Origin of the sequence: Rhizobium sp. R693 (assembly GCF_002211315.1) — a bacterium.
Taxonomy (GTDB): Bacteria; Pseudomonadota; Alphaproteobacteria; order Rhizobiales; family Rhizobiaceae; genus Rhizobium.
Window position 1 is genome coordinate 177,860 of the sequence record NZ_LOKY01000023.1, and the last position, 24,325, is coordinate 202,184.

The 24,325-nt window shown below is 58.8% G+C and carries 21 protein-coding genes and 2 riboswitches; of the genes, 11 read left to right on the forward strand and 10 right to left on the reverse strand.

Annotated elements, in window-relative coordinates; all coding sequences use genetic code 11:
- Nucleotides 1-166: 166 nt before the first annotated feature.
- Complete coding sequence (locus tag ATY79_RS18540) at nucleotides 167-1,216, reverse strand: lysine-2,3-aminomutase-like protein (RefSeq protein WP_088704560.1); 1,050 nt, start codon at nucleotides 1,214-1,216, stop codon at nucleotides 167-169.
- Complete coding sequence (epmA, locus tag ATY79_RS18545) at nucleotides 1,213-2,280, reverse strand: EF-P lysine aminoacylase EpmA (protein WP_088693239.1); 1,068 nt, start codon at nucleotides 2,278-2,280, stop codon at nucleotides 1,213-1,215. Before epmA ends, ATY79_RS18540 begins: the two co-directional genes overlap by 4 nt.
- A 151-nt stretch (nucleotides 2,281-2,431) precedes the next feature.
- Between epmA and efp the strand changes: the two genes are divergently transcribed.
- The gene (gene efp, locus ATY79_RS18550; RefSeq protein WP_018855880.1) at nucleotides 2,432-3,001 is read left to right on the forward strand and encodes an elongation factor P; all 570 of its coding nucleotides are present in this window, start codon (nucleotides 2,432-2,434) and stop codon (nucleotides 2,999-3,001) included.
- A 167-nt stretch (nucleotides 3,002-3,168) separates the two neighbouring features.
- On the opposite strand, the gene ATY79_RS18555 is transcribed toward efp, so the two are convergent.
- Entirely contained in the window at nucleotides 3,169-3,432 is a 264-nt protein-coding gene (locus ATY79_RS18555; protein ID WP_007794616.1) for a YMGG-like glycine zipper-containing protein, read from the reverse strand.
- Between the two features lie 27 nt (nucleotides 3,433-3,459).
- On the reverse strand, nucleotides 3,460-3,615 hold the full coding sequence (locus tag ATY79_RS18560) for a DUF3309 family protein (RefSeq protein ID WP_088693054.1): 156 nt from the start codon (nucleotides 3,613-3,615) through the stop codon (nucleotides 3,460-3,462).
- Between the two features lie 514 nt (nucleotides 3,616-4,129).
- On the opposite strand from ATY79_RS18560, the gene ATY79_RS18565 reads away from it, so the two are divergent.
- The 5 genes from ATY79_RS18565 to ATY79_RS18585 all read left to right on the forward strand — a co-directional run bounded on the left by ATY79_RS18565 (nucleotide 4,130) and on the right by ATY79_RS18585 (nucleotide 10,321).
- Nucleotides 4,130-7,168, forward strand: coding sequence for a helicase-related protein (locus tag ATY79_RS18565; RefSeq protein WP_088704561.1), 3,039 nt, complete (start codon nucleotides 4,130-4,132; stop codon nucleotides 7,166-7,168).
- A 4-nt stretch (nucleotides 7,169-7,172) separates the two neighbouring features.
- On the forward strand, nucleotides 7,173-7,577 hold the full coding sequence (locus ATY79_RS18570) for an RNA-binding S4 domain-containing protein (RefSeq protein ID WP_088693056.1): 405 nt from the start codon (nucleotides 7,173-7,175) through the stop codon (nucleotides 7,575-7,577).
- Between the two features lie 194 nt (nucleotides 7,578-7,771).
- Nucleotides 7,772-8,110: a ferredoxin FdxA gene (fdxA, locus tag ATY79_RS18575; protein WP_088693240.1), complete on the forward strand. Its 339-nt coding sequence runs from the start codon at nucleotides 7,772-7,774 to the stop codon at nucleotides 8,108-8,110.
- A gap of 398 nt (nucleotides 8,111-8,508) precedes the next feature.
- Nucleotides 8,509-9,081, forward strand: coding sequence for a CarD family transcriptional regulator (locus tag ATY79_RS18580; RefSeq protein ID WP_007528356.1), 573 nt, complete (start codon nucleotides 8,509-8,511; stop codon nucleotides 9,079-9,081).
- 376 nt (nucleotides 9,082-9,457) lie between these two features.
- Complete coding sequence (locus ATY79_RS18585; protein ID WP_007528357.1) at nucleotides 9,458-10,321, forward strand: RNA polymerase factor sigma-32; 864 nt, start codon at nucleotides 9,458-9,460, stop codon at nucleotides 10,319-10,321.
- A gap of 51 nt (nucleotides 10,322-10,372) precedes the next feature.
- Here the strand turns inward: ATY79_RS18585 and ATY79_RS18590 are convergent, their stop codons facing one another.
- The 5 genes from ATY79_RS18590 to ATY79_RS18610 all read right to left on the reverse strand — a co-directional run bounded on the left by ATY79_RS18590 (nucleotide 10,373) and on the right by ATY79_RS18610 (nucleotide 17,285).
- Nucleotides 10,373-11,917 (reverse strand): M48 family metalloprotease, encoded by a 1,545-nt coding sequence (locus tag ATY79_RS18590; RefSeq protein WP_088693241.1) that lies wholly within the window; start codon nucleotides 11,915-11,917, stop codon nucleotides 10,373-10,375.
- A 247-nt stretch (nucleotides 11,918-12,164) separates the two neighbouring features.
- Entirely contained in the window at nucleotides 12,165-12,881 is a 717-nt protein-coding gene (locus ATY79_RS18595) for an ATP-binding cassette domain-containing protein (RefSeq protein WP_088693057.1), read from the reverse strand.
- Nucleotides 12,874-14,508 carry a thiamine/thiamine pyrophosphate ABC transporter permease ThiP gene (gene thiP / locus ATY79_RS18600; RefSeq protein WP_088693058.1) on the reverse strand — a complete coding sequence of 545 codons (1,635 nt, stop codon included), beginning with the start codon at nucleotides 14,506-14,508 and terminating at the stop codon, nucleotides 12,874-12,876. Before thiP ends, ATY79_RS18595 begins: the two co-directional genes overlap by 8 nt.
- Nucleotides 14,508-15,536, reverse strand: a complete 1,029-nt coding sequence (gene thiB / locus ATY79_RS18605) for a thiamine ABC transporter substrate binding subunit (RefSeq protein WP_088704562.1) — start codon at nucleotides 15,534-15,536, stop codon at nucleotides 14,508-14,510. Before thiB ends, thiP begins: the two co-directional genes overlap by 1 nt.
- Nucleotides 15,537-15,582: 46 nt before the next feature.
- A riboswitch (TPP riboswitch) is annotated at nucleotides 15,583-15,693 on the reverse strand.
- A 59-nt stretch (nucleotides 15,694-15,752) separates the two neighbouring features.
- Nucleotides 15,753-17,285: an MDR family MFS transporter gene (locus ATY79_RS18610; protein WP_088704563.1), complete on the reverse strand. Its 1,533-nt coding sequence runs from the start codon at nucleotides 17,283-17,285 to the stop codon at nucleotides 15,753-15,755.
- 119 nt (nucleotides 17,286-17,404) lie between these two features.
- On the opposite strand from ATY79_RS18610, the gene ATY79_RS18615 reads away from it, so the two are divergent.
- The 4 genes from ATY79_RS18615 to ATY79_RS18630 all read left to right on the forward strand — a co-directional run bounded on the left by ATY79_RS18615 (nucleotide 17,405) and on the right by ATY79_RS18630 (nucleotide 21,220).
- Nucleotides 17,405-17,935, forward strand: a complete 531-nt coding sequence (locus ATY79_RS18615; RefSeq protein WP_088693061.1) for a MarR family winged helix-turn-helix transcriptional regulator — start codon at nucleotides 17,405-17,407, stop codon at nucleotides 17,933-17,935.
- 48 nt (nucleotides 17,936-17,983) lie between these two features.
- On the forward strand, nucleotides 17,984-18,634 hold the full coding sequence (locus ATY79_RS18620; RefSeq protein ID WP_088704564.1) for a thiamine diphosphokinase: 651 nt from the start codon (nucleotides 17,984-17,986) through the stop codon (nucleotides 18,632-18,634).
- Between the two features lie 3 nt (nucleotides 18,635-18,637).
- Nucleotides 18,638-20,464, forward strand: coding sequence for an ABC-F family ATP-binding cassette domain-containing protein (locus ATY79_RS18625; RefSeq protein WP_088693063.1), 1,827 nt, complete (start codon nucleotides 18,638-18,640; stop codon nucleotides 20,462-20,464).
- Between the two features lie 138 nt (nucleotides 20,465-20,602).
- Nucleotides 20,603-21,220, forward strand: a complete 618-nt coding sequence (locus tag ATY79_RS18630; protein WP_088693064.1) for a DUF5666 domain-containing protein — start codon at nucleotides 20,603-20,605, stop codon at nucleotides 21,218-21,220.
- Between the two features lie 4 nt (nucleotides 21,221-21,224).
- Here the strand turns inward: ATY79_RS18630 and ATY79_RS18635 are convergent, their stop codons facing one another.
- On the reverse strand, nucleotides 21,225-23,051 hold the full coding sequence (locus ATY79_RS18635; RefSeq protein ID WP_088693065.1) for an ABC transporter ATP-binding protein/permease: 1,827 nt from the start codon (nucleotides 23,049-23,051) through the stop codon (nucleotides 21,225-21,227).
- A gap of 150 nt (nucleotides 23,052-23,201) precedes the next feature.
- Nucleotides 23,202-23,279, forward strand: a riboswitch (SAM riboswitch).
- A gap of 35 nt (nucleotides 23,280-23,314) precedes the next feature.
- On the opposite strand from ATY79_RS18635, the gene metA reads away from it, so the two are divergent.
- Nucleotides 23,315-24,238 (forward strand): homoserine O-succinyltransferase, encoded by a 924-nt coding sequence (gene metA, locus ATY79_RS18640; RefSeq protein ID WP_088693066.1) that lies wholly within the window; start codon nucleotides 23,315-23,317, stop codon nucleotides 24,236-24,238.
- The last annotated feature ends 87 nt before the right edge of the window (nucleotides 24,239-24,325 follow it).

Here is a 24,325-nt window from a genome sequence, read left to right on the forward strand (position 1 = left end):
CGTAGTTAAAGTGAGCTAATCACCTCAGCTAAATTCTTAGAAGAAAAACGGTATGAAGCGGAACTTACGTTGGATTTCAAAATCTTGACTGAGTTATATATTTTCGCGCCATCAGAGGTCTGGCAACACAGTGTCCAAGAACAACACTTCGCTCGCACCTTTCTTACTAAGCTACCGGCGGATATAAGTGCTCGACACCGCGATAGTCCGAAACAGAATAGCAACCTTCACCCATCTCTCTGATCGACCGTTCGCCTATCACGGCCTTTCCATGGCCACCGGGGATATCGAGTATGTAGGTGGGTTGGCAGAGGCCGGAAATCCGGCCGCGCAGAGCGGCGACTATCTTCTGTCCTTCTTCGATCGTCAGTCGAAAATGGCTTGTGCCGGGAGCCAGGTCCGGATGGTGCAGGTAGTAAGGTTTTACACGCGTCTCAACGAAGGCCTTCATCAACTCTGCAAGTACAGTCGGATCATCATTGACGCCCTTCAGAAGCACCGACTGGCTGACCATGACCATTCCGGCATCAATCAGGCGGGCACATGCCGCGCGCGCCTCATCGCTCAGTTCGCGCGGATGATTGGCATGCAGCGCCACGTAGACGGTCTTGCCGCTCGCTCTCAGAGCAGCAATCAAGGCCGCATCTACCTTTGAGGGATCCACCACGGGAACGCGTGTGTGGAACCGCACGATCTTCACGTGGTCGATCGATGCCAGTTCGCGAAGGATTTCTTCCAGCCGACGCGGTGACAACACGAGCGGATCACCACCCGTCAGGATCACTTCCCAGATTTCCTTATGCTCGCGGATATAAGCAAAGGCTGCCGACATTGCCTTGGGGTCAAGCGTGCCCAAGCCTTGCGGACCAACCATCTCACGGCGAAAGCAAAAGCGACAGTAGACCGGGCATACATGCACGGCCTTCAACAGCAGCCGATCAGGATAGCGATGAACGATCCCCGGTACGGGACTATGAGCTTCGTCACCGATGGGGTCGGCGCGCTCTGCGGGCGCGACGATAAGCTCTGCCGCGTCAGGCACGAATTGACGCGCAATCGGGTCCGCATCATCAGCACGGTCGATCAAACCGGCGACGGTCGGAGTCAATGCAATAGCGTAGCGTGCGGCGACGTCAGCCAACGCGTCCCGGTCTCTCTGACCCAGCCCCGCGCGTTCCAGTCCCTCGACAGTCTTGATCGGCCCGATACTGCTCATCTGCTGTACTCCGCGACCGGCGTCCACATCACCTGATCGATCCGCGACGCCCCGGTTGCCAACATCACCAACCGATCGAAGCCCAGAGCGATGCCGCTTGCCTCGGGCATGATTGCAAGTGCGTCCAGAAAATCCTCGTCGAGAGGATAGCTTTCGCCGTAGATGCAGGCCTTCTCAGACATCTCGATCTCGAAGCGGCGACGCTGTTCGGCCGGATTGGTAAGCTCGCCGAAGCCGTTTGCAAGCTCGACGCCGCAGGCATAGACCTCAAAACGCTCCGCAACACGGGGATCACGCGCGGAGGGGCGCGCCAATGCTGCTTCCGACACCGGATATTCGTCAAGAATGGTCACTCGACCGAAACCCAGATGCGGCTCGACCTTTTCGACAAGTACGCGGCTGAACAAATCCGCCCAGCCATCGTCGCCGGCGACACGCATGCCGATCCGCTTCACCTGGTCAGCGAGATGCGCCCGATCCGTCGCACCATCGGCGGAAACGGAGGCCAGCAGATCGATGCCCGCGTAGCGTTCGAAGGCTGCGGCAACGCTTATCCGGTCCGGCCCGGCAAACGGATCGCAGTCCCGGCCCTTATAGGTGAGCCGCGCCGTCTTCATGGTTTCCGCGGCAAGTGCCAGAATCCGAACGCAGTCCATCATCAGGCTCTCATAGCTTTCACCCACGCGATACCACTCAAGCATCGTGAATTCCGGATGATGCAAGGGTCCACGTTCGCGGTTGCGATAAACGTGCGCAAAACAGGCGATGCGGTGCTCGCCGGCCGAGAGCAGTTTCTTGCAGGCGAACTCAGGCGAGGTGTGCAGGTAAAGCGGTGCCGCCGTCTGGCCGTCCGTCGTCAAAGCCTCGGTGGCAAATGCGTGAAGATGTGCCTCGTTGCCCGGCGACACCTGTAGCGTGGCGGTGTCGACCTCAAGAAAATTCTCGCTCAGGAAGTAGCCGCGCAGTGAAGACTGGATCGCATTGCGTCCAATCAGGAACGGGCGGCGGTCCAAATGCACGCTCGGCGTCCACCACGGCGAGACTTTGGCGATCGAGGGATTCATTGGCATCATCCTGACCGACCTGTCCAACGCTGGGGCTGGCTATTTGCCGGATTTTAGGTTAGTTGCGCCCCCAAAGAACAATCAATCGCGTCTCCGGGGCTGTATCGACAGTCCTCTACGACGCCAAAAGCCGAGTTACAAGGAAGTCTTAATGGTCAAGGTCATCGCCTCTTCCGTCCGCAAGGGCAACGTTCTCGACGTGGATGGCAAGCTCTACGTCGTTCTGACGGCCCAGAACTTTCATCCGGGCAAGGGCACGCCGGTTACGCAGGTCGACATGCGTCGTATCGTTGACGGCGTCAAGGTCTCCGAGCGCTGGCGTACGACCGAACAGGTCGAGCGCGCCTTCGTCGAAGACGTGAACTTCCAGTATCTTTATGAGGATGGCGAAGGGTTCCACTTCATGAACCCGGCGACCTATGACCAGGTGGTCGTGAACGATGAAACGATGGGCGATCAGAAGGCCTATCTGCAGGAAGGCATGACCTGCATCCTGTCGATCCATGAAGGCGTTCCGCTTGCGCTCGAACTGCCGCGCCACGTAACCCTCGAAATCACGGAAACCGAGCCGGTTGTTAAGGGCCAGACGGCTTCGTCCTCCTACAAGCCGGCAATGCTGTCGAACGGCGTGCGCACCATGGTGCCTCCGCACATCAACGCCGGCACGCGCGTCGTTATCGCGACGGAAGACAATTCCTACGTCGAGCGCGCAAAGGACTGATCGTCCGCTTCAACGCTGAGAAACTACGGCCGCTTCGGAAACGACGCGGCCTTTTTCTTGTCAGTGGCTACATTCGTATCGCGACCACCGTTCAAACAAAAAGCGCCGGCTCAAGACGGCGCTTTCGATTTCAAAAATGATAATGCCGCCGAACGCCGGCCTAGGTTTTAGTAGCGCGGGCAACGTGCCTCGTAGCGACGGCCATACCGATCCCGGTAGACGCAATAGCCACGGCGCTCAACGGACTGGCCGATCAATGCGCCAGCAAGACCACCGGCAACAGCACCCACTGCAGCGCCACCCCAACTGTTGCTAACAGCACCACCGATAATAGCGCCTGTGCCGGCACCGATTGCGGTGCCCTGCTCGGTCGCCGTACAGGAAGCAAGTGCGCCAACGAGGGCGCCAATGAGTACAATTTTCTTCATCATGACATATCTCCCAGTTTTTTCCGTCGTTTAGATACGACCGAGCAGCACAAGAATAATAATAATCAGGAGAACTAGCCCCAAACCGCCCGAAGGTCCATAGCCCCATCCGCGGCTATAGCCCCAATTCGGTAGGGCGCCGATCAAAAGCAGAATAAGGATAATCAGAAGTATCGTGCCAAGCATGGTTCAAGTCCTCAGCCTCATTACACCTGGAATGGACAAGAAACACACATCACCGTTTTTTGTTCCAAATGTATCAACCGTTCCACTTTGGCGGAAAAACCACTCAATCAGGCCCCGTTTTCGCTTCCGGTGAGTAATGTTGACATCATCAGGCGAGACTCGAGCCGAAATGGATCGTCGATTTTCCGCGAAGGGCTGTTGACAGCCCGGATGCAAAGCGAGCCGCACGTATAGCGAGAATCTTGCGATTCAGCATCTTGTGGGAAAAAGCGATTCAAAATCAATACTTAGCCGTGAACAAACACTGAATCAGCCGGAGTCAGCGATTCGTCTCCGATTCGTTCTCAAGCTGTTCCGAATCGCAAAACGAGCAATCTGCAAGCTTTTCGCGCAACAGAAACCGCAGAGTAAATTCAAATCAGCCCTTGCGTTTGGGGCAACGGCTGTCCATGTGTTGTCTGCTTCGGAGAGGAGCTGACTTGACCTGGGGCACCCTCGCCTCATCTGCAGGACTATGACACTGACATCGCAGCCGATGATACTGAGCGGGCGCGGAGTAACCGCGGTGCTCGGACCAACCAATACCGGCAAGACGCATTATGCCATTGAGCGCATGGTTGCTCATGGCACCGGCGTGATCGGGCTGCCGCTACGGCTGCTGGCGCGTGAGGTCTATACACGTGTCGCCGAAAAGGTCGGGGTTCAAAACGTTGCATTGGTGACGGGCGAAGAGAAGATATCGCCTCCCAACGCCCGCTTTTCGGTCTGTACTGTCGAGGCAATGCCACGCGAGACCAAAGCCGCTTTCGTCGCGATCGATGAAGTTCAACTCGCCGGCGACCTCGAGCGAGGACACATCTTCACGGACCGTATTCTTCACTTGCGCGGCCGCGACGAAACGCTGTTGCTCGGCGCCGGTACCATGCGCCCGATCCTGCAGCAACTGCTCCCCGGAATCACCGTCGTCGAACGGCCGCGCCTTTCCCACCTGTTCTATGCGGGCCAGAAGAAGATCACCCGCCTGCCGCAACGCTCGGCGATCGTCGCCTTCTCCGCGGACGAAGTCTATGCGATTGCCGAGTTGATCCGCAGACAGCGCGGCGGAGCGGCAGTCGTTCTCGGAGCTCTCAGTCCACGCACCCGCAATGCGCAGGTAGCGCTCTATCAAGCCGGAGACGTGGAATATCTGGTCGCAACGGACGCGATCGGCATGGGTCTCAATCTTGACGTCGATCATGTCGCCTTCGCGCAAGATCGCAAATTCGACGGCTATCAGTTTCGCAATCTCAATCCCGCCGAGCTCGGGCAGATTGCCGGCCGCGCCGGACGGCATGTTCGCGACGGGACGTTTGGTGTCACGGGCCAGGTCGATCCCTTTGATGAGGAACTGGTCGAACGCATCGAAGGCCACGAGTTCGACAATGTGAAGGTGCTGCAGTGGCGCACCAAGAACCTCGACTTCGGCTCGCTTCACGCGTTGCGCGCGAGCCTTGAGAACGGTCCGACGGTCTCCGGCCTGACACGTGCTCTGCCCGCCGTCGACCAGCAAGCGCTGGAGCACCTGTCGCGCTACCCCGAAATCATCGATCTTGCCGATAACCCGGCGCGCGTCGAGAAGTTGTGGGAGGCCTGTGCACTTCCGGACTATCGACGCATCGCACCGGCTCAACACGCCGATCTGATTTCCACCCTCTTTTCCGATCTCGTCCGCTATGGCACGGTAAACGAGGACTTCCTTGCCGAGCAGGTGCATCGCGCGGATCGAACAGACGGTGAGATTGACACGCTTTCGGCGCGAATCGCGCAGATAAGGACTTGGACCTATGTATCGAATCGGCCCAATTGGCTTGCCGATCCGACACACTGGCAGGAAAAGACGCGGGAAATCGAAGATCGATTGTCCGATGCGTTACATGAAAGGTTGACGAAACGCTTTGTTGATCGCAGGACATCTGTGCTCATGAAGCGCCTGAGAGAGAATGCGATGCTGGAAGCTGAAATCAGTGTAAATGGCGATGTCTTCGTTGAAGGACATCATGTGGGGCAACTGTCGGGATTCCGGTTCACGCCCATTTCGGGAGCGGAGGGACCGGACGCTAAGGCCGTTCAGTCTGCTTCGCAGAAGGCGCTCGCTCTGGAATTCGAGGCACGCGCGGCTCGCCTCCATGCAGCCGGCAATGGCGATCTCGCGATCGGCTCCGACGGTTCGATCCGCTGGTTGGGCGACCCGGTGGCGCGCCTGGCAGGCAGTGATCATGTCATGCGCCCGCGCGTCATCATCCTCGCCGATGAGCAGTTGACCGGCAATGCCCGCGACCACGTGGCCGCTCGTATCGAGCGCTTCGTAAATCATCACATCAGCACCGTTCTGAAACCGCTTGACGACCTGTCTCGCGCGGAGGATTTGCAGGGCCTGGCAAAGGGCCTGGCATTTCAGCTCGTCGAGAACCTCGGCGTGTTGTTCCGGCGTGATGTGACTGAAGAGGTAAAGTCGCTGGATCAGGATGCACGCGCTTCGATGCGCCGCTACGGTGTCCGCTTCGGCGCCTACCACATCTTCGTCCCCGCCCTTCTGAAGCCCGCCCCGGCAGAGCTCATCACGCTCCTCTGGGCACTGAAGAACGACGGTCTCGACAAGCCCGGCTACGGCGATCTCATTCCCGTGCTGGCCGCAGGCCGCACGTCGGTTGTCACCGATCCAGGATTCGAGCGCACCTTCTACAAGCTGGCCGGCTTCCGGTTCCTTGGCAAACGTGCAGTGCGCATCGACATCCTGGAGCGTCTGGCCGATATCATTCGCCCTCTGCTCCAGTGGAAGCCGGGCCAGGCCAATCGTCCGGAAGGCGCATATGACGGCCGCCGTTTCACGACGACGACCGCCATGCTTTCGATCCTTGGCGCAACGCTGGAGGACATGGAAGAGATCCTGAAGGGACTCGGCTATCGCGCCGATGCTGTTAAGGCAGAGGAGGCGGCCGCCCATCTGTCGGCCCAAGACGTTGCAGCAACGCCCGCAACCGAGACTACGGTTGAGGACAATGCAGAGAAGGCGGATCACGACGATGCCGACAGCGCATCGGAAGAAACCGCTTCGGAAGCCCCCGCTGTTGTTGAAGCGGTGGCTACCGAACAACCGATCGCCGCAAACTCCGAAGAAGCGGAGGAGCCGAAGCCGGTTCTTCTCTGGCGCCTTGGTGGCCGTACGGACAATCAGCGTCAGGCTCGCAACCCGGGCGAACGCCGTGGTGGCAACAATCGCGGCCAGGACCGCGGATCCGACCATCGTCGTCAGGGTGGTGCAGGTGGAGAAGGCCGCGACGGCAATCGCCAGCATCACGGCAAGGATGGCGGCAAGCCACATCAGGGACGCGGCGACCGCAGCGAGCAGCGCGGCGACCGTCAGGACCGTGGCGATCGCAAGGATCGCAACAACAACCGTGGCGGCCCGCAGCCGTTGCGCTTCGAGGCAAAGCCGCCGCGTAAGGAAAAGCCGATCGATCCGGATTCTCCTTTCGCGAAGCTCGCTGCCTTGAAGGAGCAAATGAAGAAGTAAGCGGATGGGCGGGGAGACACAGCCAGGAAGCGGTTCGCGGCAACGCATCGACAAGTGGCTGTTCTTCACGCGCATGGTTAAATCGCGCTCGCTGGCACAAGGCCATATTCAATCCGGACATGTCAGGATTAACGGCGAGCGTGCCCTTCAGCCGAGTCAGACGGTCAAGGTGGGCGACAGGGTCGAACTGGCGCTCGAGCGGCGCGATGTTGTCCTCATCGTCAAATCAGGCGGTGAGCGACGCGGCCCCTATGAGGAAGCCCGGCTGCTTTATGAGGATCTGACGCCGCCACCCGACGAGGCGAAGCGCCTCACACCTTACGAGCAGGCAATGCGGGCAACGGGAGCAGGGCGACCCACAAAAAAGGAACGCCGTGCAATCGACAAGCTGATGTCGGACGAGGATTAGAAAACTCTGTCCGAACTGTGGGGTTTTGCGATTTCTTTATTCTTGAAATCCGCAGATAAAGCCGATACGTGACAATCAACTTGCCGGATAGCGTGACTGCCTCCCAAGCATCTCACTGCTTCCTTTCCGGTTGGGGGAAAGGCGCGACGTTCCAGGTTGCCCGGCCCCATTGTATGGAAGTCCTGGAGTTCTTCATGACCTATGTCGTGACCGACAATTGCATTCGCTGCAAATATACCGACTGCGTGGAAGTCTGCCCCGTTGACTGCTTCTATGAAGGCGAAAACTTCCTCGTCATTCATCCTGACGAGTGCATCGACTGTGGTGTTTGCGAGCCGGAATGTCCCGCCGAGGCGATCAAGCCGGACACGGAGCCAGGCCTCGACAAGTGGCTCAAGATCAACGCCGAGTATGCCAGCATCTGGCCGAACATCACGGTCAAGAAGGATGCCATGCCCGAAGCGAAGGAAATGGACGGCGAAAGCGGCAAGTTCGAGAAGTACTTCTCGAAGAATCCCGGAGCCGGCGACTGATACTAAAGTTCCAAGCTTAGGCCTGAAACCGGGTTCAGTGACCAAGAAAAATAGCTGAAGTGTGCCTGCGGCATATGGGTGTCATGTGTTGCGCGCATGACTCAGCCGCAGTAAATTATTGATTTCCTCATATTTTTGTGATAGCTTCCTCACACTGATCCATTTGCGGCATGAAGCATGCCCAAACCACCACGAAAGCAAAACAAATCCAAAAACGCGGTTTCCGTGACATATCAACGCCTTGAGCCGTGAGGTTCTAAGCTTGTGCGCATGGATGTGTTTGTTTTTGTCCAGTGGGACCAGAAGTAAGTCACCCGACGGATCTGACCGTCTCATCCGGGCCTGACTGACCCGGCTCCGGCTGCAGCCGGAAGCGTAACAGGGAGTGTTTGAATAGAATGACGACCCAGCAGAAAAAACCTTCTTCCGCACGTCACGGCTTCAAGACCGGTGAATCGATCGTGTACCCCGCACATGGCGTCGGTACCATCAGCGCCATCGAAGAGCAAGAAGTAGCAGGCATGAAGCTTGAACTTTTCGTTATCGATTTTGAGAAGGACAAGATGCGCCTGAAAGTGCCGGTCGCGAAGGCTATGAGCATCGGCATGCGTAAGCTCTCCGAAACCGATTTCGTCGAGCGTGCGTTGAAGGTTGTGCAGGGCAAGGCGCGCGTCAAGCGTACCATGTGGTCCCGTCGCGCCCAGGAATATGATGCCAAGATCAATTCCGGCGACCTCATTTCCATCGCTGAAGTTGTCCGCGACCTCTATCGCGCCGAGAACCAGCCGGAACAGTCCTATTCCGAACGTCAGCTTTATGAAGCTGCGCTTGACCGCATGGCACGTGAAATCGCTGCCGTGAACAAGATGTCGGAAACCGAAGCTGTCCGCCTCGTAGAGACCAACCTTAACAAGGGTCCGAAACGCGGCAAGGCAATCGAAGAAGACGAATCTCAGGATGAAGCTGCGTAAGCTCTCTGTTTTTTCTGCAAAAAACCCGGCCTAGTGCCGGGTTTTTTATTGGAACTTTTTCAGTGCTCGCGCGTTTCAAGAATGTAGCTGCGGACCGCGTCGGGAACTGACATCACCCTCGAACGCTCGCATCCTTGTAAACGTTCGATGAGGAGCGGATCATGCCTTCCACGTTCTGCCTATCCGGCAACTTGAAGAAACTGGTCCTACCCGGCCGTATTACCGGCGCATAACCCTAAGCTAGGGCCCCATCTGGAAACGTCCAGAGTTCGGGGCCTTTATACGTTCAAGACATGAATTTGGTCTGGGCAGCAATGTCCGGAAGCAAGGATTCTTTGCCCTTTTTTGGCGTCACGCCTGAATTCAGGAGACCGATATGAAGAACATGTCAGCAGACCGGCGCATGATTAAAATCGCCATGGCGGCTCCCTACCTTGCCCGCGAAGAGGAACACGATCTCGCAATCCGCTGGAAGAACAATGACGACCGTGGCGCCCGCAATCAGATCGCCATGGCCCATATGCGCCTCGTCATCTCCATGGCGGGTAAATTTCGTAACTTTGGCCTGCCGATGAGCGACCTTGTGCAGGAGGGCTACGTCGGTCTGCTGGAGGCCGCAGCGCGCTTCGAGCCGGAGCGTGATGTCCGCTTCTCCACTTATGCAAGCTGGTGGATCCGAGCCTCCATCCAGGATTACATCCTTCGCAACTGGTCGATTGTTCGCGGTGGCACGAGTTCTGCCCAGAAGGCCCTGTTTTTCAATCTTCGTCGTCTGCGCGCCAAGCTCGCCAGGGGCGACACGCAGCTCACGCTCCAATCCATCCACCAGGAGATCGCGGCCGCACTCGGCGTCAGCCTTTCAGACGTCCAGACGATGGATGCCAGACTTTCAAGCAATGACGCCTCGCTGCAGGCACCCTCGGTTTCCGGCGATGCCGACAGCGCCGAGAAGATGGACTTCCTCGTCAGCGATGAGCCTCTGCCTGATGAGCAGGTATCGAACATGATCGACGGCGAGCGTCGCCGCAACTGGCTCGCTTCTGCCCTAAAGCACCTCAATGAGCGTGAAATGAAGATCATCAGCGCCCGGCGGCTCGCGGAAGACGGCGCTACGCTTGAGGAACTCGGCGCGGATCTCGGCATTTCCAAGGAACGCGTCCGGCAGATTGAAAGCCGGGCGATGGAGAAACTGCGCAGCGCGCTCGTCAGCGCGGACCCCTATATGGCCGCATCCGCCTAAAAGAGCTTACTCCCAGCGATGGAACTGGCCCGGTGAAAGCCGGGCCCCTTTTTATTCCGCGATAATCTTGACGCGGTCGCCCGGGGAAACGGAGGCACCCGTCGGCAAAGCATTGATAAGCTTGAAGAGATCGAGCTTGCGATCCGTGCCCATCATCCGCGCAGCAAGCGTCGTGATGTTCTCGCCCGGCCGTACTTTGACGACCCTGACCCGCAAGGGCTTCAAGGAAGCCGTTTCTTCCGGGGTCATGCGGCGGAAGCTTGCCCGCAACACATCGGCGGTCTGCTGCAGCGTCGCGCTACCCTTCGGCACGGCCGTCAGGAACCGGAAGATCTGTGCGTTGTTGCGGATGACGGTGACGTCGAAGTCCCAGCGATCTGCGCTCGCCCGCGCCGTCGCGGCCTCCATTCCATTGACCGTGATCTGCTGAATGGTCGACGGATCAAGGCCGGTAACCCAACCGCTCGAGATGTAGTTCGTCAGGCTCTGGTTCTGATTATCAGCAACGCCGTCAAAACGGATCGCAACATCGCCGGGACCGGTCGCCATGACCGCCTCGACCTTGTTGTCGATCTTGAAATCAGGAGGCACGTCGAAGCGAATACCGAGACCACCGTGCAGGAAGGTCTGACCGCGCACATACCCTTCCTCCGGACTGTCGCCGTAAAGTAGGCCGTCGATTCCGTCGAGATAGTAGTCCCTGCCCGTGTCGCCAACCTTGCCTTCCTGACCGAAAGCACGCGCATGGTCGCGCGCAAGTTCGATACGCTGTGCCGAGTTCGGATGGCTGGACAGGAAGTCGAGGCTCTGATCCGCCTCAGGATCGACCGACATGAAACGGCTATAGGCAGCCATGGAATCCAAGAACCGCGCAGCAGCATAGGGATCGTAGCCTGCCTCGCCGAGCATGCGGACGCCGATCACGTCTGCCTGCAGTTCCTGCTGCCGCGAGAACGCTGCCAGTCGCAGCTTGCCACGCGCCAGCGCCTGCTTTCCGGCAATGTCGCTCGACAACACTTCGGCAACGACACGGCTGGCGATAACTTCCGCTTCCTCGCGCTTCTGCCGTTCGATGCCATGATTTGCGGTAACGTGGCCCATCTCATGCGAAAGAACAGCAGCGACCTCGGAGGCATCGTTGGCAAGCGCCAGCAAGCCACGCGTCACATAGAGATAGCCGCCGGGCAAGGCAAACGCGTTGATAGCCGGCGAGTTCAGGATGGTGATGCGATAGGACTGACTCGGATTCTCCGAGACCGCCGTCAGTGCGCCCGCGATACGGGCAACCAAGCGCTCGGTCTTAGCGTCCTTGTATTCACCGCCATAGCTCGCGACGATGCGCGGATGCTCGCGGGCGCCCATGGCAGCGCGCGGATCGTTCTTCTGCACTTCATCGACGATCTGCGGATTGGAGGAGGGTGCAACGCTTGGCTGATAGGACTGCTCGAGAATGGATTGGCAGCCGTACAACGCAACGCTTGTCGCACACACAAACGACACCCGTCGTACCAAGCGGCACGCAGACGAGAGCACATCACTGGAAGGCGCGGGGAATTTCCACGTCGGCATACTGTCCAGTCTGGCTCTCCAAGTCATTTTGCTTGTCGGCCGGTCCGCTTCCGCGACCCGGTCGGTCTCATGGTGATTCAACAGGCGTCCGTCCCCGTTCTTGCACTGCACAATCGGGGACACAAGTCTTTGCTGTAACTGATTTCCGCATCGGTTGCATAGCGAGACTCTGACTAAATGTGGCGCCGTTGTATTTTAGCAAGCCTAACGTGCTTTCGAGTTCCCTCGGTCGCCTCAAATTATGGCGAAAGTGCCGTTACAGCTGCCAGATTCGTCAACTGCGGAGAAATTGCGCCAATCCGGGATGATCCTCGTGGCCCAGAAATTCATCCATCGGAGCGGCCACGACAATCCTGCCGTCTTCGATAAAAAGGCCGAAGTCTGCGATGCGTCTGACCTCGTCAGGATCATGCGACACGACGACGACGGTATTGCCGGTCTCGCGATGCATGTCGAGCAGCAGCGCCGCCATTCCATTTCTCAAGCCGGGATCAAGCGCCGCGAAGGGCTCGTCAAGCAGAAGCACTGGGCGATTACGAACAAGAGCACGCGCGAAGGCCACGCGCTGCCGCTCCCCGCCGGAGAGCGTCCCCGGCATTCGCCGCTCAAAACCGGCGAGCCCCGCCTTTTCAAGCGAAGACATGATCGATTGCCGATCAGCAGCCCTGAGTTTCATTGCCGGGTTAATGCCAAGGCCGATGTTAGTAAAAACATCGAGATGCGCGAACAGATTATTGTCCTGGAATACGAGCGAGACGGCGCGTCGGGCCGGATGCTCGCCGGTTACATCCTTTCCCGCGATCAGTATCCGCCCTCGAATGGCCGTGTCGAAGCCGGCAAGCAGGTTCAGGAACGTCGACTTGCCAGCCCCCGATGCGCCCGTCACTGCAATCACCGCACCGGCGGGAAGCCGGCAATCGAAGTGAAACTCTTGCGCGCCAAGTTGGAGACCGACATCGCGCATCTCGACCGAGAACTGCGGATCACCCATGGAGAGCCACCTCTCGCCGCGCAGGCCCCATGGTGCCGGCGATCGTCAGCAGCAGGCAGACGATACCAAGGATCAGCGCCAACCCATCCGCATCGTTCGTCCGGTAGCTCCCCATGCGGCTATATACGAGCCAAGGCAGCGTGACGAAACTATCCGAACCGAACAGCGCGACGGCGCCGAGGTCGCCGAGCGACAGCGCCATCGCAAATGAAAATGCCGTGAGCATAGGCTTGAACAGGGCGGGCATGTCGATGAGACGTAGTTGCACCCAACCTGTGACACCGAGGCTCGCCGCAAGTTTCTGCGTCCGGCGTTTGTGAACGATGAAAGCGGGCTCGAGAACGCGCATCACAAAGGGCAGAGACATCAAAGCGTTAATCGCGACGATCAGCAGAGGAGTGGCTGCGCTCACATCACTGAAGCTTCTCAGCGCGAGAAACCAGCCCGTCGCAAGGACGATCGGTGGCACGAGCAAGACCAGCGACGACGCGCCACCCATGGCGGCAAAGAATGCTCCCGCACCCGAGACCCCTGGACGTCGGAGAAGCACCGCCCGGCGTGCACTCACCAGCATCATCGAGATCAGCAAAGCGAGGACCGCTGCGGACACTGAGATGGCAAGGCTGGTGCCAGCCGACTGCCAGAAAATGGGTTCGCGCAACAGCTTCATAAGATCAGACCGAAGGCCTGCGAAAACCACTGACATCAGAGGCAAGCCCAGAAACAGAGTAGCAAGCAGCAGGACGCTGCCATCCAAAAGCCGCGCACCCGGCAGTCCCCCATCCGGGCGCCTGACGGCCTTACCGGCCGTCGTCCCCTCATCCTTCGGCGCCGGAAGAAGCGACAGCGCCCCAAGGATCACAGCTGTAAGGACGATCTGAAGCAGGGAGAGCGCGACAGCCCTGCCTGGATCAAAATCGAAGCGCAGCGATTGATAGATAGCGACCTCGACGGTCGTCGCGGCTGGTCCACCACCCAACGTCAGCACCAACGTGAAACTTGTGGCGCAGAGCATGAAGATCAGGCCGGCGATACCGGGAATGACAGAGCGCAGAACCGGCCATTCAACGAAGCGGAAAATCGAGCCAGGCCGCATGCCGAGACCGCTCGCCATCAGCCAATATTCGGCTGGCACGCGTTCCAGTGCTGCCAGCATCAGGCGGCAAGCGAGCGGCATGTTGAAAAAAACATGCGCCAGCAGGATCCCAGAAAGCCCGTATATGCTGATCGGTTCCGCCATACCAAGCTTGAGCAGCACCAAGTTCAGGATGCCCTGTCGTCCCCAGATTCCGATCAACCCAAGGGCCCCGATCAGAACAGGGAGCCCCATCGGCACCGCCATGAGGCGAATGATCCAGATACGGCCGGGGAAATGCCGCTGACGCGCCAGGGCTTGTGCGACCGGAATGGCGAAAGCGATGGAGAGCAGCGTCGAGAGTAGGGCCTGCAACAATGTGAAACGAAGGACCCGCAGGACGTATGGTTCGAACACCGCCGTCAGAGTGGACGAGGTATCGTTCGAGAGAAGTAAGGCAAAGATTGCAAGGCCGACGAAAACGGCAATGCCGGCGAGGCTCGCAGCCCCGCCCAGCATCGCATGTCGCATCTCCGCCTTAGTCAGAAGCATCAATTCATGCTCATGGCAGCCAGCCACTCATCGACCCAGGCCTTGCGGTTTTCGGCGACCTCGTCCGAGCTCATCAGAAAGGTCTTTGACGGATTCACGAGCTTGCCGAACGCATCCGGCAGCGGCTGTGACGTCGCCGAAACTGGCATCATCCAGTTGTTGGTCGGAATGGTATCCTGGAAGCCCGGCGTCACCATGAACTTCAGGAACTCACGCGCAAGCTCCTTGTCGGGCGCATTCTTAAGCAGGCCTGCCACCTCGATCTGTATGTAATGGCCTTCTGAAAATGCGGCCGCCTGATAACGGTCCGTATTTTCCGCGACCATGTGGTAGGCAGGTGAGGTCGTGTAGGAGAGCACCATCGGCGCCTCACCCTTGGTGAAAAGCCCGTAAGCTTCGGACCAGCCGGGGGTCACCGTCAGCACCCGCTTCTTGAGTTTTGCCCAAGCCTCAGGCGCCTTATCGCCGTAAACAGACTTCACCCACAGCAAGAGACCGAGCCCTGGTGTCGAGGTGCGCGGATCCTCTATGACGATCTTTTGCGATGGATCGCCCTCAACCAGATCCTTCATGCTTTTCGGAGGATTTTTGATCGTCTGAGTGTCGTAGATGACGGCGAAGTGGCCGTAGTCGTAAGGCACGAATACGTCGTCTTTATAGTTCCCAGGCACTTTAAGCGCGCCAACATCGACACCGCTCGCATCGAACAGGCCGGTTGCTTTCGCTTCCGTGGTCAGATTCGTATCCAAGCCGAGCACCACATCGGCCTTCGTGCCGGCGCCTTCGAGTTTGAGGCGCGACAACAAGGCCACGCCATCGGCCACGCTGACGAAATTGACGCTGCAGCCGCAGGTCCTCTCGAATGCTTCCTTAACCTTCGGACCCGGACCCCATTCGGATGTGAAGCTTTCGTAGGTGTAAATGGTGAGCGTCTTGTCTGCCGCCTGCGCGCCTGCACCGGCCAGGCCGACAGTCGCGACCAAAGCCGTAGCAAGCAGCGAACGGCTCTTGAACTTGATTTTGAACATGGCACCTCTCCTCTGGTTTTTGCTTGAAGGGGAAAAGGGCGGTGCCAGATGTCACGCGTCTAATCCCTCCGCCGGTGTTAGCCGGATCAGGTTCCGCGGGTTGGCTTTCAGCCTCTCAGCCGCATGCCTGATGGCACGGGCACCCCGTTAGAGCGTTTGAGATGTATCGCCACGCTTGGCGTCTTGCAAGTGGCGGCCTTAGGCCGCGCTCGGCATTTACTCGGCGGCTTCGGCACTTGCCGCCCGCCGCACCTCTGCCACCCGCGGCAACTGCGTCGGCTTCAGCATCACCGCTGCGCAGAGGCCAATGAGAGCGATCGCGCAGGACGCCATGAAAAGCGGCGTGAACGCATTGGCATAGGCCTCGGCAACGGCGTGGTGCGCCTGCTCCGGCAAAGCGGCCAGTATCTTTGGAGTCAGTTGCTCGATGTCGGTTACCCCCGGAATGGAAGCACCCGTCTTGCCGAGCTGCCAACCGACGATCGCCCCGTAAATGGAGATGGCGATCGATGCGCCGCCCATGCGCGACAGCGTCACCGATCCCGTTGCGGCGCCGACGTCGCGCGCCGGGGCGGCATTTTGAACACCGATCACCGGCACCTGCTGTGCGAGGCCGACGCCGAAGCCGTGGAGAGCCATCACCGCCCCGATCAGCATCACCGGTGTCCCGACATGAACCTGCGTGAGCAGCACGAATGCGATAGCACTGCAGGTCAGGCTTGCGATCGCGAACGGCTTGTAGCGTCCGGTCATGGAAATGATGCGGCCCGCGGAGAGCGACCCGCAAACGATGCCGCCGGTCAGAAGAATAAAGAACGCTCCAGCCGCCGACGGTGAAAGACCGGTCGTCGTTTGCAGGAACAACGCGAAATAATTGACCATGCCAATGCCGATCGCGCCACTCATGACAGACATCACAAGCAACAGGCTGAACGTGGAATTGCGAAACAGAGACAAGGGAACGATCGGTTCTGCAGCGCGACGCTCGACGAAAATCCAACCAACGACCGCCGCTACGCCAAGCGCCATGATGGCCAGGTTTTGAGGAGCAATCAGCGAGCCGAAGACCTGTGCGCCATCGGTGGCCAGAACGATGCTTGCCGTCGTCAAGGCGAGCAGCAGGGCGCCGGCGTAATCGATCTTCGGACGGCGGTTGGGCTTCCGGTAAGGCAGCATCAAAGCCAGACCGACAAGGACGACGAAACCGATCGGAACATTGACGAGGAAGATCGAGCGCCAGCCGAAAAGATCGCTCATCGCACCACCGAGAACAGGCCCGATCGCACCGGATGCCATCAACACAAGGCTGGAATAGCTCTGGTACCGCGCACGTTCGCGCGGCTCGAACAGGTCCGCGTTGACGGCGAAGATCGACACCATGATGCCGCCGCCGCCAAGTCCCTGCAGCACGCGGGCCGCAATCAGCGTGTTCATCGACACGGCCAGTCCGCAGACGGCGGAGCCGACCGTGAAGATCATGATCGCGGCCATCATCACGTACTTGCGGCCGAAGAGGTCGCCGAGCTTGCCGTAAAGCGGCATCACCGCGCTCACGGCGAGCAGATAGGCCGAGCCAACCCAACTGAACCGCTCGAGGTGGCCGAACTCTCCGACGATCGTCGGCAGAGCCGTTGCGACAATCTGGTTGTCGAGTGTCGCCATGAACATGGCGGCCATCAGGAAAAGGAAGAGGATGAACCGCCGGCGATGATCCGTCACAAGTGGCGCTGCAGCAATTTGAGTGTCCATGAAAGCGTCGTTCCAGATTAGGGAGTGGCCATTTATGTGCTGTTAGCATATACTTGTCAATGTCACCTGTTTGACATCGGCATATTCTCATTTGCCACCTGAGATGCTATGTTTCCGCAATGAACGAGAGCTTGACGAACCTGACCGACACCGAGGCCGAGACCCACGAACCGGACATCCTGCGCATTGGTCAAAGCATGACCCGCATGCGCTTGATGACCGGGCGCAGACTGATCGGGAGGCTCGCCATTCAAAGTGTGGCGCCCGGGCTTGAACTGTCCCACCTCGACGTGCTGGACGCGGTGCGGCGCGCACATGAGGTTGGCGACGTAACGGTTGGAACGATTGCCGAAATGATGCGGATCGACCCGTCGCGCGCAAGCCGCATCGTCGCGGAGATGGTGGGGCGGAACATTCTGCGGCGAAAGGCATCTCAAGCGGATGCGCGGCGGATTATCGTCGTCACGACGCCACTTGGACAGAGGCTGTTATCAGAGATACGCGCGCAAAAGCTCGCATTCGTTTCCGAGGTGGTCAAGGACTGGAAGCCTGAAGAGATCGAGGCGTTCGGGGAGCTGTTCGAGAAGTTCATTTCCGGCTTCGAGAGTGTTTTTGAGGCCCGCATCAAGGATATCGCCGACGAAGGCTGAGCTGCGGCCCTTTCCCTTCCCCCCTGCTTTGCGCTAAGGGCAGTGCGCATGAACCAATCCACCTTCACCATTCTCCTTGGCGGCGAGCTGCAGATAACCGATCGCCTGCGAAATGCCATCTCGGGCAGCCGTTTCATTGCCGCCGACGGGGGAATGCGTCATGCGGCAGCACTCGGTGTCGTTCCGGAGTTGTGGGTCGGTGATTTCGACTCGACGCCTGCGGATCTCGAGGGGGCTTTTCCCGGCGTGCCCAGGCAACCTTATCCCGCCGTGAAGGCGTCCACTGATGGCGAGATTGCCGTCTCGGAAGCGATTGCGCGCGGTGCAAAACGTCTCGTCTTGGCGGGAGCCCTTGCGGGTGAGCGTTCCGATCATGCCATTCAGCACCTGCTCTATGCGGTCAGCCTCGCAGAACAGGGTTATGACGTGCTCCTGACGTCCGGCAGCGAGGAGGCAGTGCCGCTAGTTGGCGGCGCAATCGAACTGGACCTGCCGCCTGACAGCCTCTTTTCGGTTCCTGGCTTCAGCGAACTGCGCGGCCTGACGATCGAAAACGCGCGCTACCCGCTGGCCGATTTCCATTTGCCCTTCGGCTCGTCGCGTACCATTTCCAATGTCGCGAAGGGCAAGGTGCGCTTTTCGCTTGAGAGCGGCCGCGCCATTGTGCTCGCCCGCCCCTATGACCTTTCCGGAGTCTGATCTTTGGCGCCTCCCATTCTGAAACTCGATGACATCTTCCTCAGCTTCGGTGGCACGCCATTGCTTGCCGGCGCGGCTCTGCAGGTGGAGCCCGGAGACAAGATCTGCCTCGTCGGCCGCAACGGCTCCGGGAAGTCGACGCTGCTGAAAATCGCCGCCGGCCTCGTCGAAGCGCAATCGGGTGAGGTCTTCCGCCATCCCTCCTCGACTGTCCGCTATCTGGAACAGGCCCCAGATTTCGCAGGCTTCAATACCGTACAGGCCTATGCCGAAGCGGGGCTTGGTCCTGGTGACGACCACTACCGCGTGACCTATCTCCTATCGCACCTCGGGCTGACCGGCGAGGAAGATCCCAAAAACCTGTCAGGCGGCGAGGCGCGCCGCGCCGCGCTTGCGCGCGTTCTCGCGCCGGAACCCGACATCCTTCTCCTTGATGAGCCGACCAACCATCTCGACCTTCCGACCATCGAATGGCTTGAAGGAGAACTGCAGAAAAGCCGCAGCGCACTCGTCCTGATCTCCCACGACCGCCGTTTCCTCGAGAAGGTCTCGACGGCGACTGTCTGGCTAGACCGCGGCACATCGCGGCGGCTCGACAGGGGCTTTGCCCATTTCGAAGCCTGGCGTGACCAGGTTCTGGAAGCGGAAGAGCTCGAGCAACACAAGCTCGGCAAGGCGATCGAGCGCGAAGAGCATTGGCTGCGCTACGGCGTCACTGCCCGACGCAAGCGCAATATGCGCCGCCTCGGCGAACTACAGACGATGCGCTCGCAGTATCGCGGCCACAAAGGCCCGCAGGGCACCGTACAGGCAACGGTTTCCGACGCGCAGGAGTCCGGCAAGCTCGTCATCGAGGCCGACAAGATCACGAAGACGTTCGGTGATCGGCCGATCGTCGCTCCCTTCTCCATTCGCGTGCATCGCGGTGATTGCATCGGTCTCGTCGGCCCGAACGGGGCCGGGAAGACCACACTGCTGAAGATGCTGACCGGACAGATTGCGCCGGATAGCGGCACCGTCAAGCTTGGAACCAATCTGGAAATCGCGACGCTGGATCAGAAACGCGAAGACCTCAATCCGGAAGAAACGCTCGCCCACTACCTGACGGATGGGCGCGGTGAGAACCTCCTCGTCAACGGCGAGCAGCGACATGTGACGGGCTATATGAAGGAGTTCCTGTTCCAGCCCGAACAGGCGCGTACGCCGATCAGGAACCTTTCCGGCGGCGAGCGAGCGCGGCTCATGCTGGCCCGCATTATGTCGCGTCCGGCAAACCTGCTGATCCTCGACGAACCGACCAACGACCTTGATATCGAGACGCTGGATCTGCTGCAAGAAATCGTCGCAGGCTTCCCGGGTACTGTAATCCTTGTCAGCCACGACCGCGACTTCCTCGACCGCACCGTGACATCGACGATCGCGCCGGCAGTTCCAGATGCACCTGATGGGCGCTGGATAGAATACGCAGGCGGCTATTCGGACATGCTTGCGCAGCGAAAGGGCGCGGTCGAAGAGCGGAAGAAGGCTGAAAAGGCGGCGGAACGATCAAAGCCGCAGGAAGCAGCAGCTTCCTCCGATACGGCGAAAGGAAAGGGCAAGCTTTCCTACAAGCAGAAGTTCGCTCTCGATAATCTTCCAAAGGAAATGGCCAAAGCCGAAGCCGAGATCACCAAACGCGAGGAGCGGATGGCAGACCCCAGCCTGTTCACCAAGGACCCTACCACATTCAACCGCTTAGCAGCAGAAATGGAGAAGCTCCGGGACAGTCTGACAAAGATGGAAGAGGAATGGCTGGAGCTTGAGATGCTCCGGGAGGAATTGGAAGGCTGAGGCATCTCTCGCCCGCTAATCCATCCGTCTGTTTGCTACGCAACCTGGCTTTCACGTTTCATTGATTCGTCAGCCTTCGATCGGCCGGACTAAGCTGCACCCGTATTCGCAGCTTGCACGACGGCAAGGAAGCAGACCATGCCACAAAATCTCAAAGTATCTACCGCGCTCCTCTGGGTCGCGGGTTTCCTCACTATTGCATCGCACGGCGCGCTTGCCCAAGAAGCGCAGCGTGTGCGTGGAGCCATTGAAAGCCTGAATGGCAACACGTTGGTGGTCAAAACACGGGAAGGCACCGATCAGACGATAACATTGAAGCCGGACTGGAAGGTCCGCGGCATCAAGAAGGCCTCTGTTGACGACATCAAACCGGGCGACTTCGTTGGCGTTGCATCGCTGCCGAAAGTTGACGGCGGCGACAGCGCTCTTGAGGTGCTGATCTTTCCAGCAGCCATGAAGGGCACCGGAGAAGGCAGTCGCCCCTGGGACCTGAAGCCAAACAGCACGATGACCAACGCAACCGTCGCTAAGGCTGTCAAGGCAATCGACGGCCACACCATCACGCTCACCTACCAGGGCAAGGAAAAGACGATATCCATTGCCGACGATACACCCATCGTTACCATCGCCCCTGCGGGAAAGAAGGACCTTATCGCAGGAGCGCGCGTGATCGTAATGGGTGAAAAAGCTGCCGACGGTACTGTGTCCGCAACAAATGTCACGGTCGGCACAAACGGCGCCATACCTCCGATGTAAGTGATCAGAGTGCTGGTGCCGGCGCGTTCGGGGCTTTTACCACAACCTTCGCTTCAGGCTTCGCGTGCAGGGCTTCGAGATGCAGCACGCGCGGCTTGAAAGTCTCGACGTAAGTGTCTGACCGGCCGATGTAGATCATCGTCGCCTCTGGCATGGAGGCGAGGACCTGCATCATTGTGGATTGCCATTCCGGCTCCATGCCCTCCAGCACTTCGTCGAAAACAATCCATTTCGGCCGCACGAGCAGCAGGCGAGCGAACCCGATCGCCCGCTGCTCGTCTGAGTCAAGCAGCTTGTCCCAGCGGGCTCGGGTATCAAGTCGAGAAACCAGATTTTGGAGACCTGCCTTTTCCAATGCCGCAACGACATCGGCATTCTGATAGGCGTCCACAGGTTCCGGAAACGCCAATGCTTCGCGAAGCGAACCACCCGGGATGTAGGCCGATTGCGGGATGAAAAGCATATCGTCCGTGGGCGGTAAACCGATCCTGCCGCCACCGCACGGCCACAGCTCGGAGAGTGCAAGGAAAAGCAGTTTGCGGTTCACGTTGTGATCGCCGTTGATCATGACATTTTCGCCGGCCTTGATCGTCACCGCGCTTTCCTGCACACGAAAGCCACCGCACTGATCAATATCTTCGCCGATCTTGGCGGCAATCCGGACATGGTCCAGCGTCAGGATTCCGGGAGGATTCCGTTCGTACTTGATCGTGCCCTTCAGATTGATCTCATCGCTCATGCTGGTGAGCGCCTGCCGGAAATCGGTGACGCGCATCAGCGTGGCGCGCCATTCGGCAATGGGGCCAAAGTTCGCGACATACCAGCGAAGGGCGGTATTGACTTGGTTGAAGGCGCCGACCGACACCATCAGCTGCCCGAACGTCAGTCCACCGGAGAAGTAGGCGGGCGCAGCAACGATGATCGGGATAACCACGACAAGCCAGCCGTAGCCGGCCGATACCCAGGTGAGGTTGACGTTGGCCATCGCCACCCGCTTGATAACAGCAAGTACCGCACTGATGTCGGTATTGATACGCTGCTGCTCATTCTCCTCGCCGCGAGCCACAGTAATCGCCGGCATGTTCTCATTGGCATGCATCAGCGCGAAGCGAAGTTCCGCTTCCTTCGAAAAACGGTCGGCATTGAGCTTCACCAGCTTGCGGCCAACCAGCTGACTGAGAATCGATGCGGACGCCGCATAGAAGATTGCCGCCCAAACCATATAGCCCGGAATGGAAAAGGAGCGTGTGCCGAAATGGAAGACAAATCCGCTGGAAAGGTCCCATAACACGCCGATAAAGCTGATAAGCAGAATCGTCGCCTGTACCAGCCCGATCATCAGGCTGGTTGTGCTCTCGGCGAGATTGCGGGCATCTTCGTGCAGGCGCTGATCGGGATTGACACCGATGAGGCCGCTGGCCGAAAGCCGCAGCGCGCGCTTGCGTTGGAGCCATTGGTTGACCAGATCGCGTGTCAGGCCTTCGCGCATATAAAGCGCGGTCATCTGGTTTAGCCAAGCCTGTACGACATTGAGCAGCAGCAGCATGCCTGCGATCAGGGCAAAGACCTTCAGCTGATGGAAGAAACCAGGCAGATCGCGCCGAGCGATGCTATCGTAGAACGGCGCATTCCACTGGTTAAGGATGACGGTCGCATAGGCAGTGGCGAGAATGATGGCGATCAGCGCGGTCGCGATCACCAAGACCCTTCCCCGCACGGGCGAATGCCAGAAGGCCGAGAACATGACCCTCAAGCGATAGCCCAGGCTCAGATCGTATCCTACTCTGTCCTGCCCTTGAATGCTTGGCCTGCCTTCGAGGTCATCTGCCATTACGCGTCCCTAGCCATCATTCTACTTCAATAAACATGGTGTTTCGCTGTGTCCACCAACAGATTCTAGCAGTCATTAACGCTGCGGTGACTTCATATCGCCCCGACCTTTCGTTTGAGCAATTGATTCGCGGATCGAGTGACGCTATTTAAGACGCTCCGTGGTGATTTGGCCGGCCGGCTTGCAGCCACGTTAAAGAAGTTGCTAAAGGGCCGCGTGCGGACCGATAGCAATGTATTCGTTGTTTTGATCGAGTGACCGCAATGCCCATCAAGATCCCCGATACCTTGCCTGCGTTTGAGACCCTGGTTCACGAAGGCGTGCGCGTGATGACCGAGACGGCGGCAATCCGTCAGGACATCCGTCCGCTGCAGATCGGGCTGCTCAATCTCATGCCGAACAAGATCAAAACGGAATTGCAGATGGCCCGTCTGGTCGGCGCCTCTCCGCTGCAGGTCGAGCTTTCGCTCATCCGCGTCGGCAACCACAAAGCAAAAAACACCTCGGAGGGCCATCTTCTCGCCTTCTACCAGACGTGGGAGGAAGTGAAGCACCGCAAATTCGATGGTTTCATCACGACAGGCGCGCCGATCGAGACGCTGCCTTACGAAGACGTGAACTATTGGGGCGAAATGCAGCAGATTTTCGACTGGACAGAGACCAACGTCCATTCGTCGATGAACGTTTGCTGGGGCGCGATGGCCGCGATCTATCACTTCCACGGTGTTCCCAAGTACGAACTCAAGGAGAAGGCCTTCGGTGTTTACCGGCACCGGAACCTGAAGCCGTCGTCGGTCTACCTGAACGGCTTCTCCGACAATTTCGAGGTCCCTGTTTCGCGCTGGACGGAGGTCCGCCGCAGCGACATCGAGAAATCGGGAAGCCTGGAGATCCTGATGGAATCCAGCGAAATGGGCGTCTGCCTCGTGCACGAACGCAAGGGCAAGCGGCTCTATATGTTCAATCACGTGGAATATGATTCAACGTCGCTTTCCGACGAATATTTCCGCGACGTGAACGCCGGCGTGCCGATCAAGATGCCGCACAACTACTTCCCGCACAACGATCCGTCGCTGACGCCGCAAAACCGCTGGCGCAGCCACGCACACCTGTTGTTCGGCAACTGGATCAACGAGATCTACCAGACCACACCCTACGATCTCAACGATATCGGCAAGAGCGACTGACACGAGCTGATGCAAGGCGGCTGGCGGAACGAATGCCGGGTCCGGCCGCGTTTCTTTTCGACGACACCGTTGCGGTTTGTGGCAAAT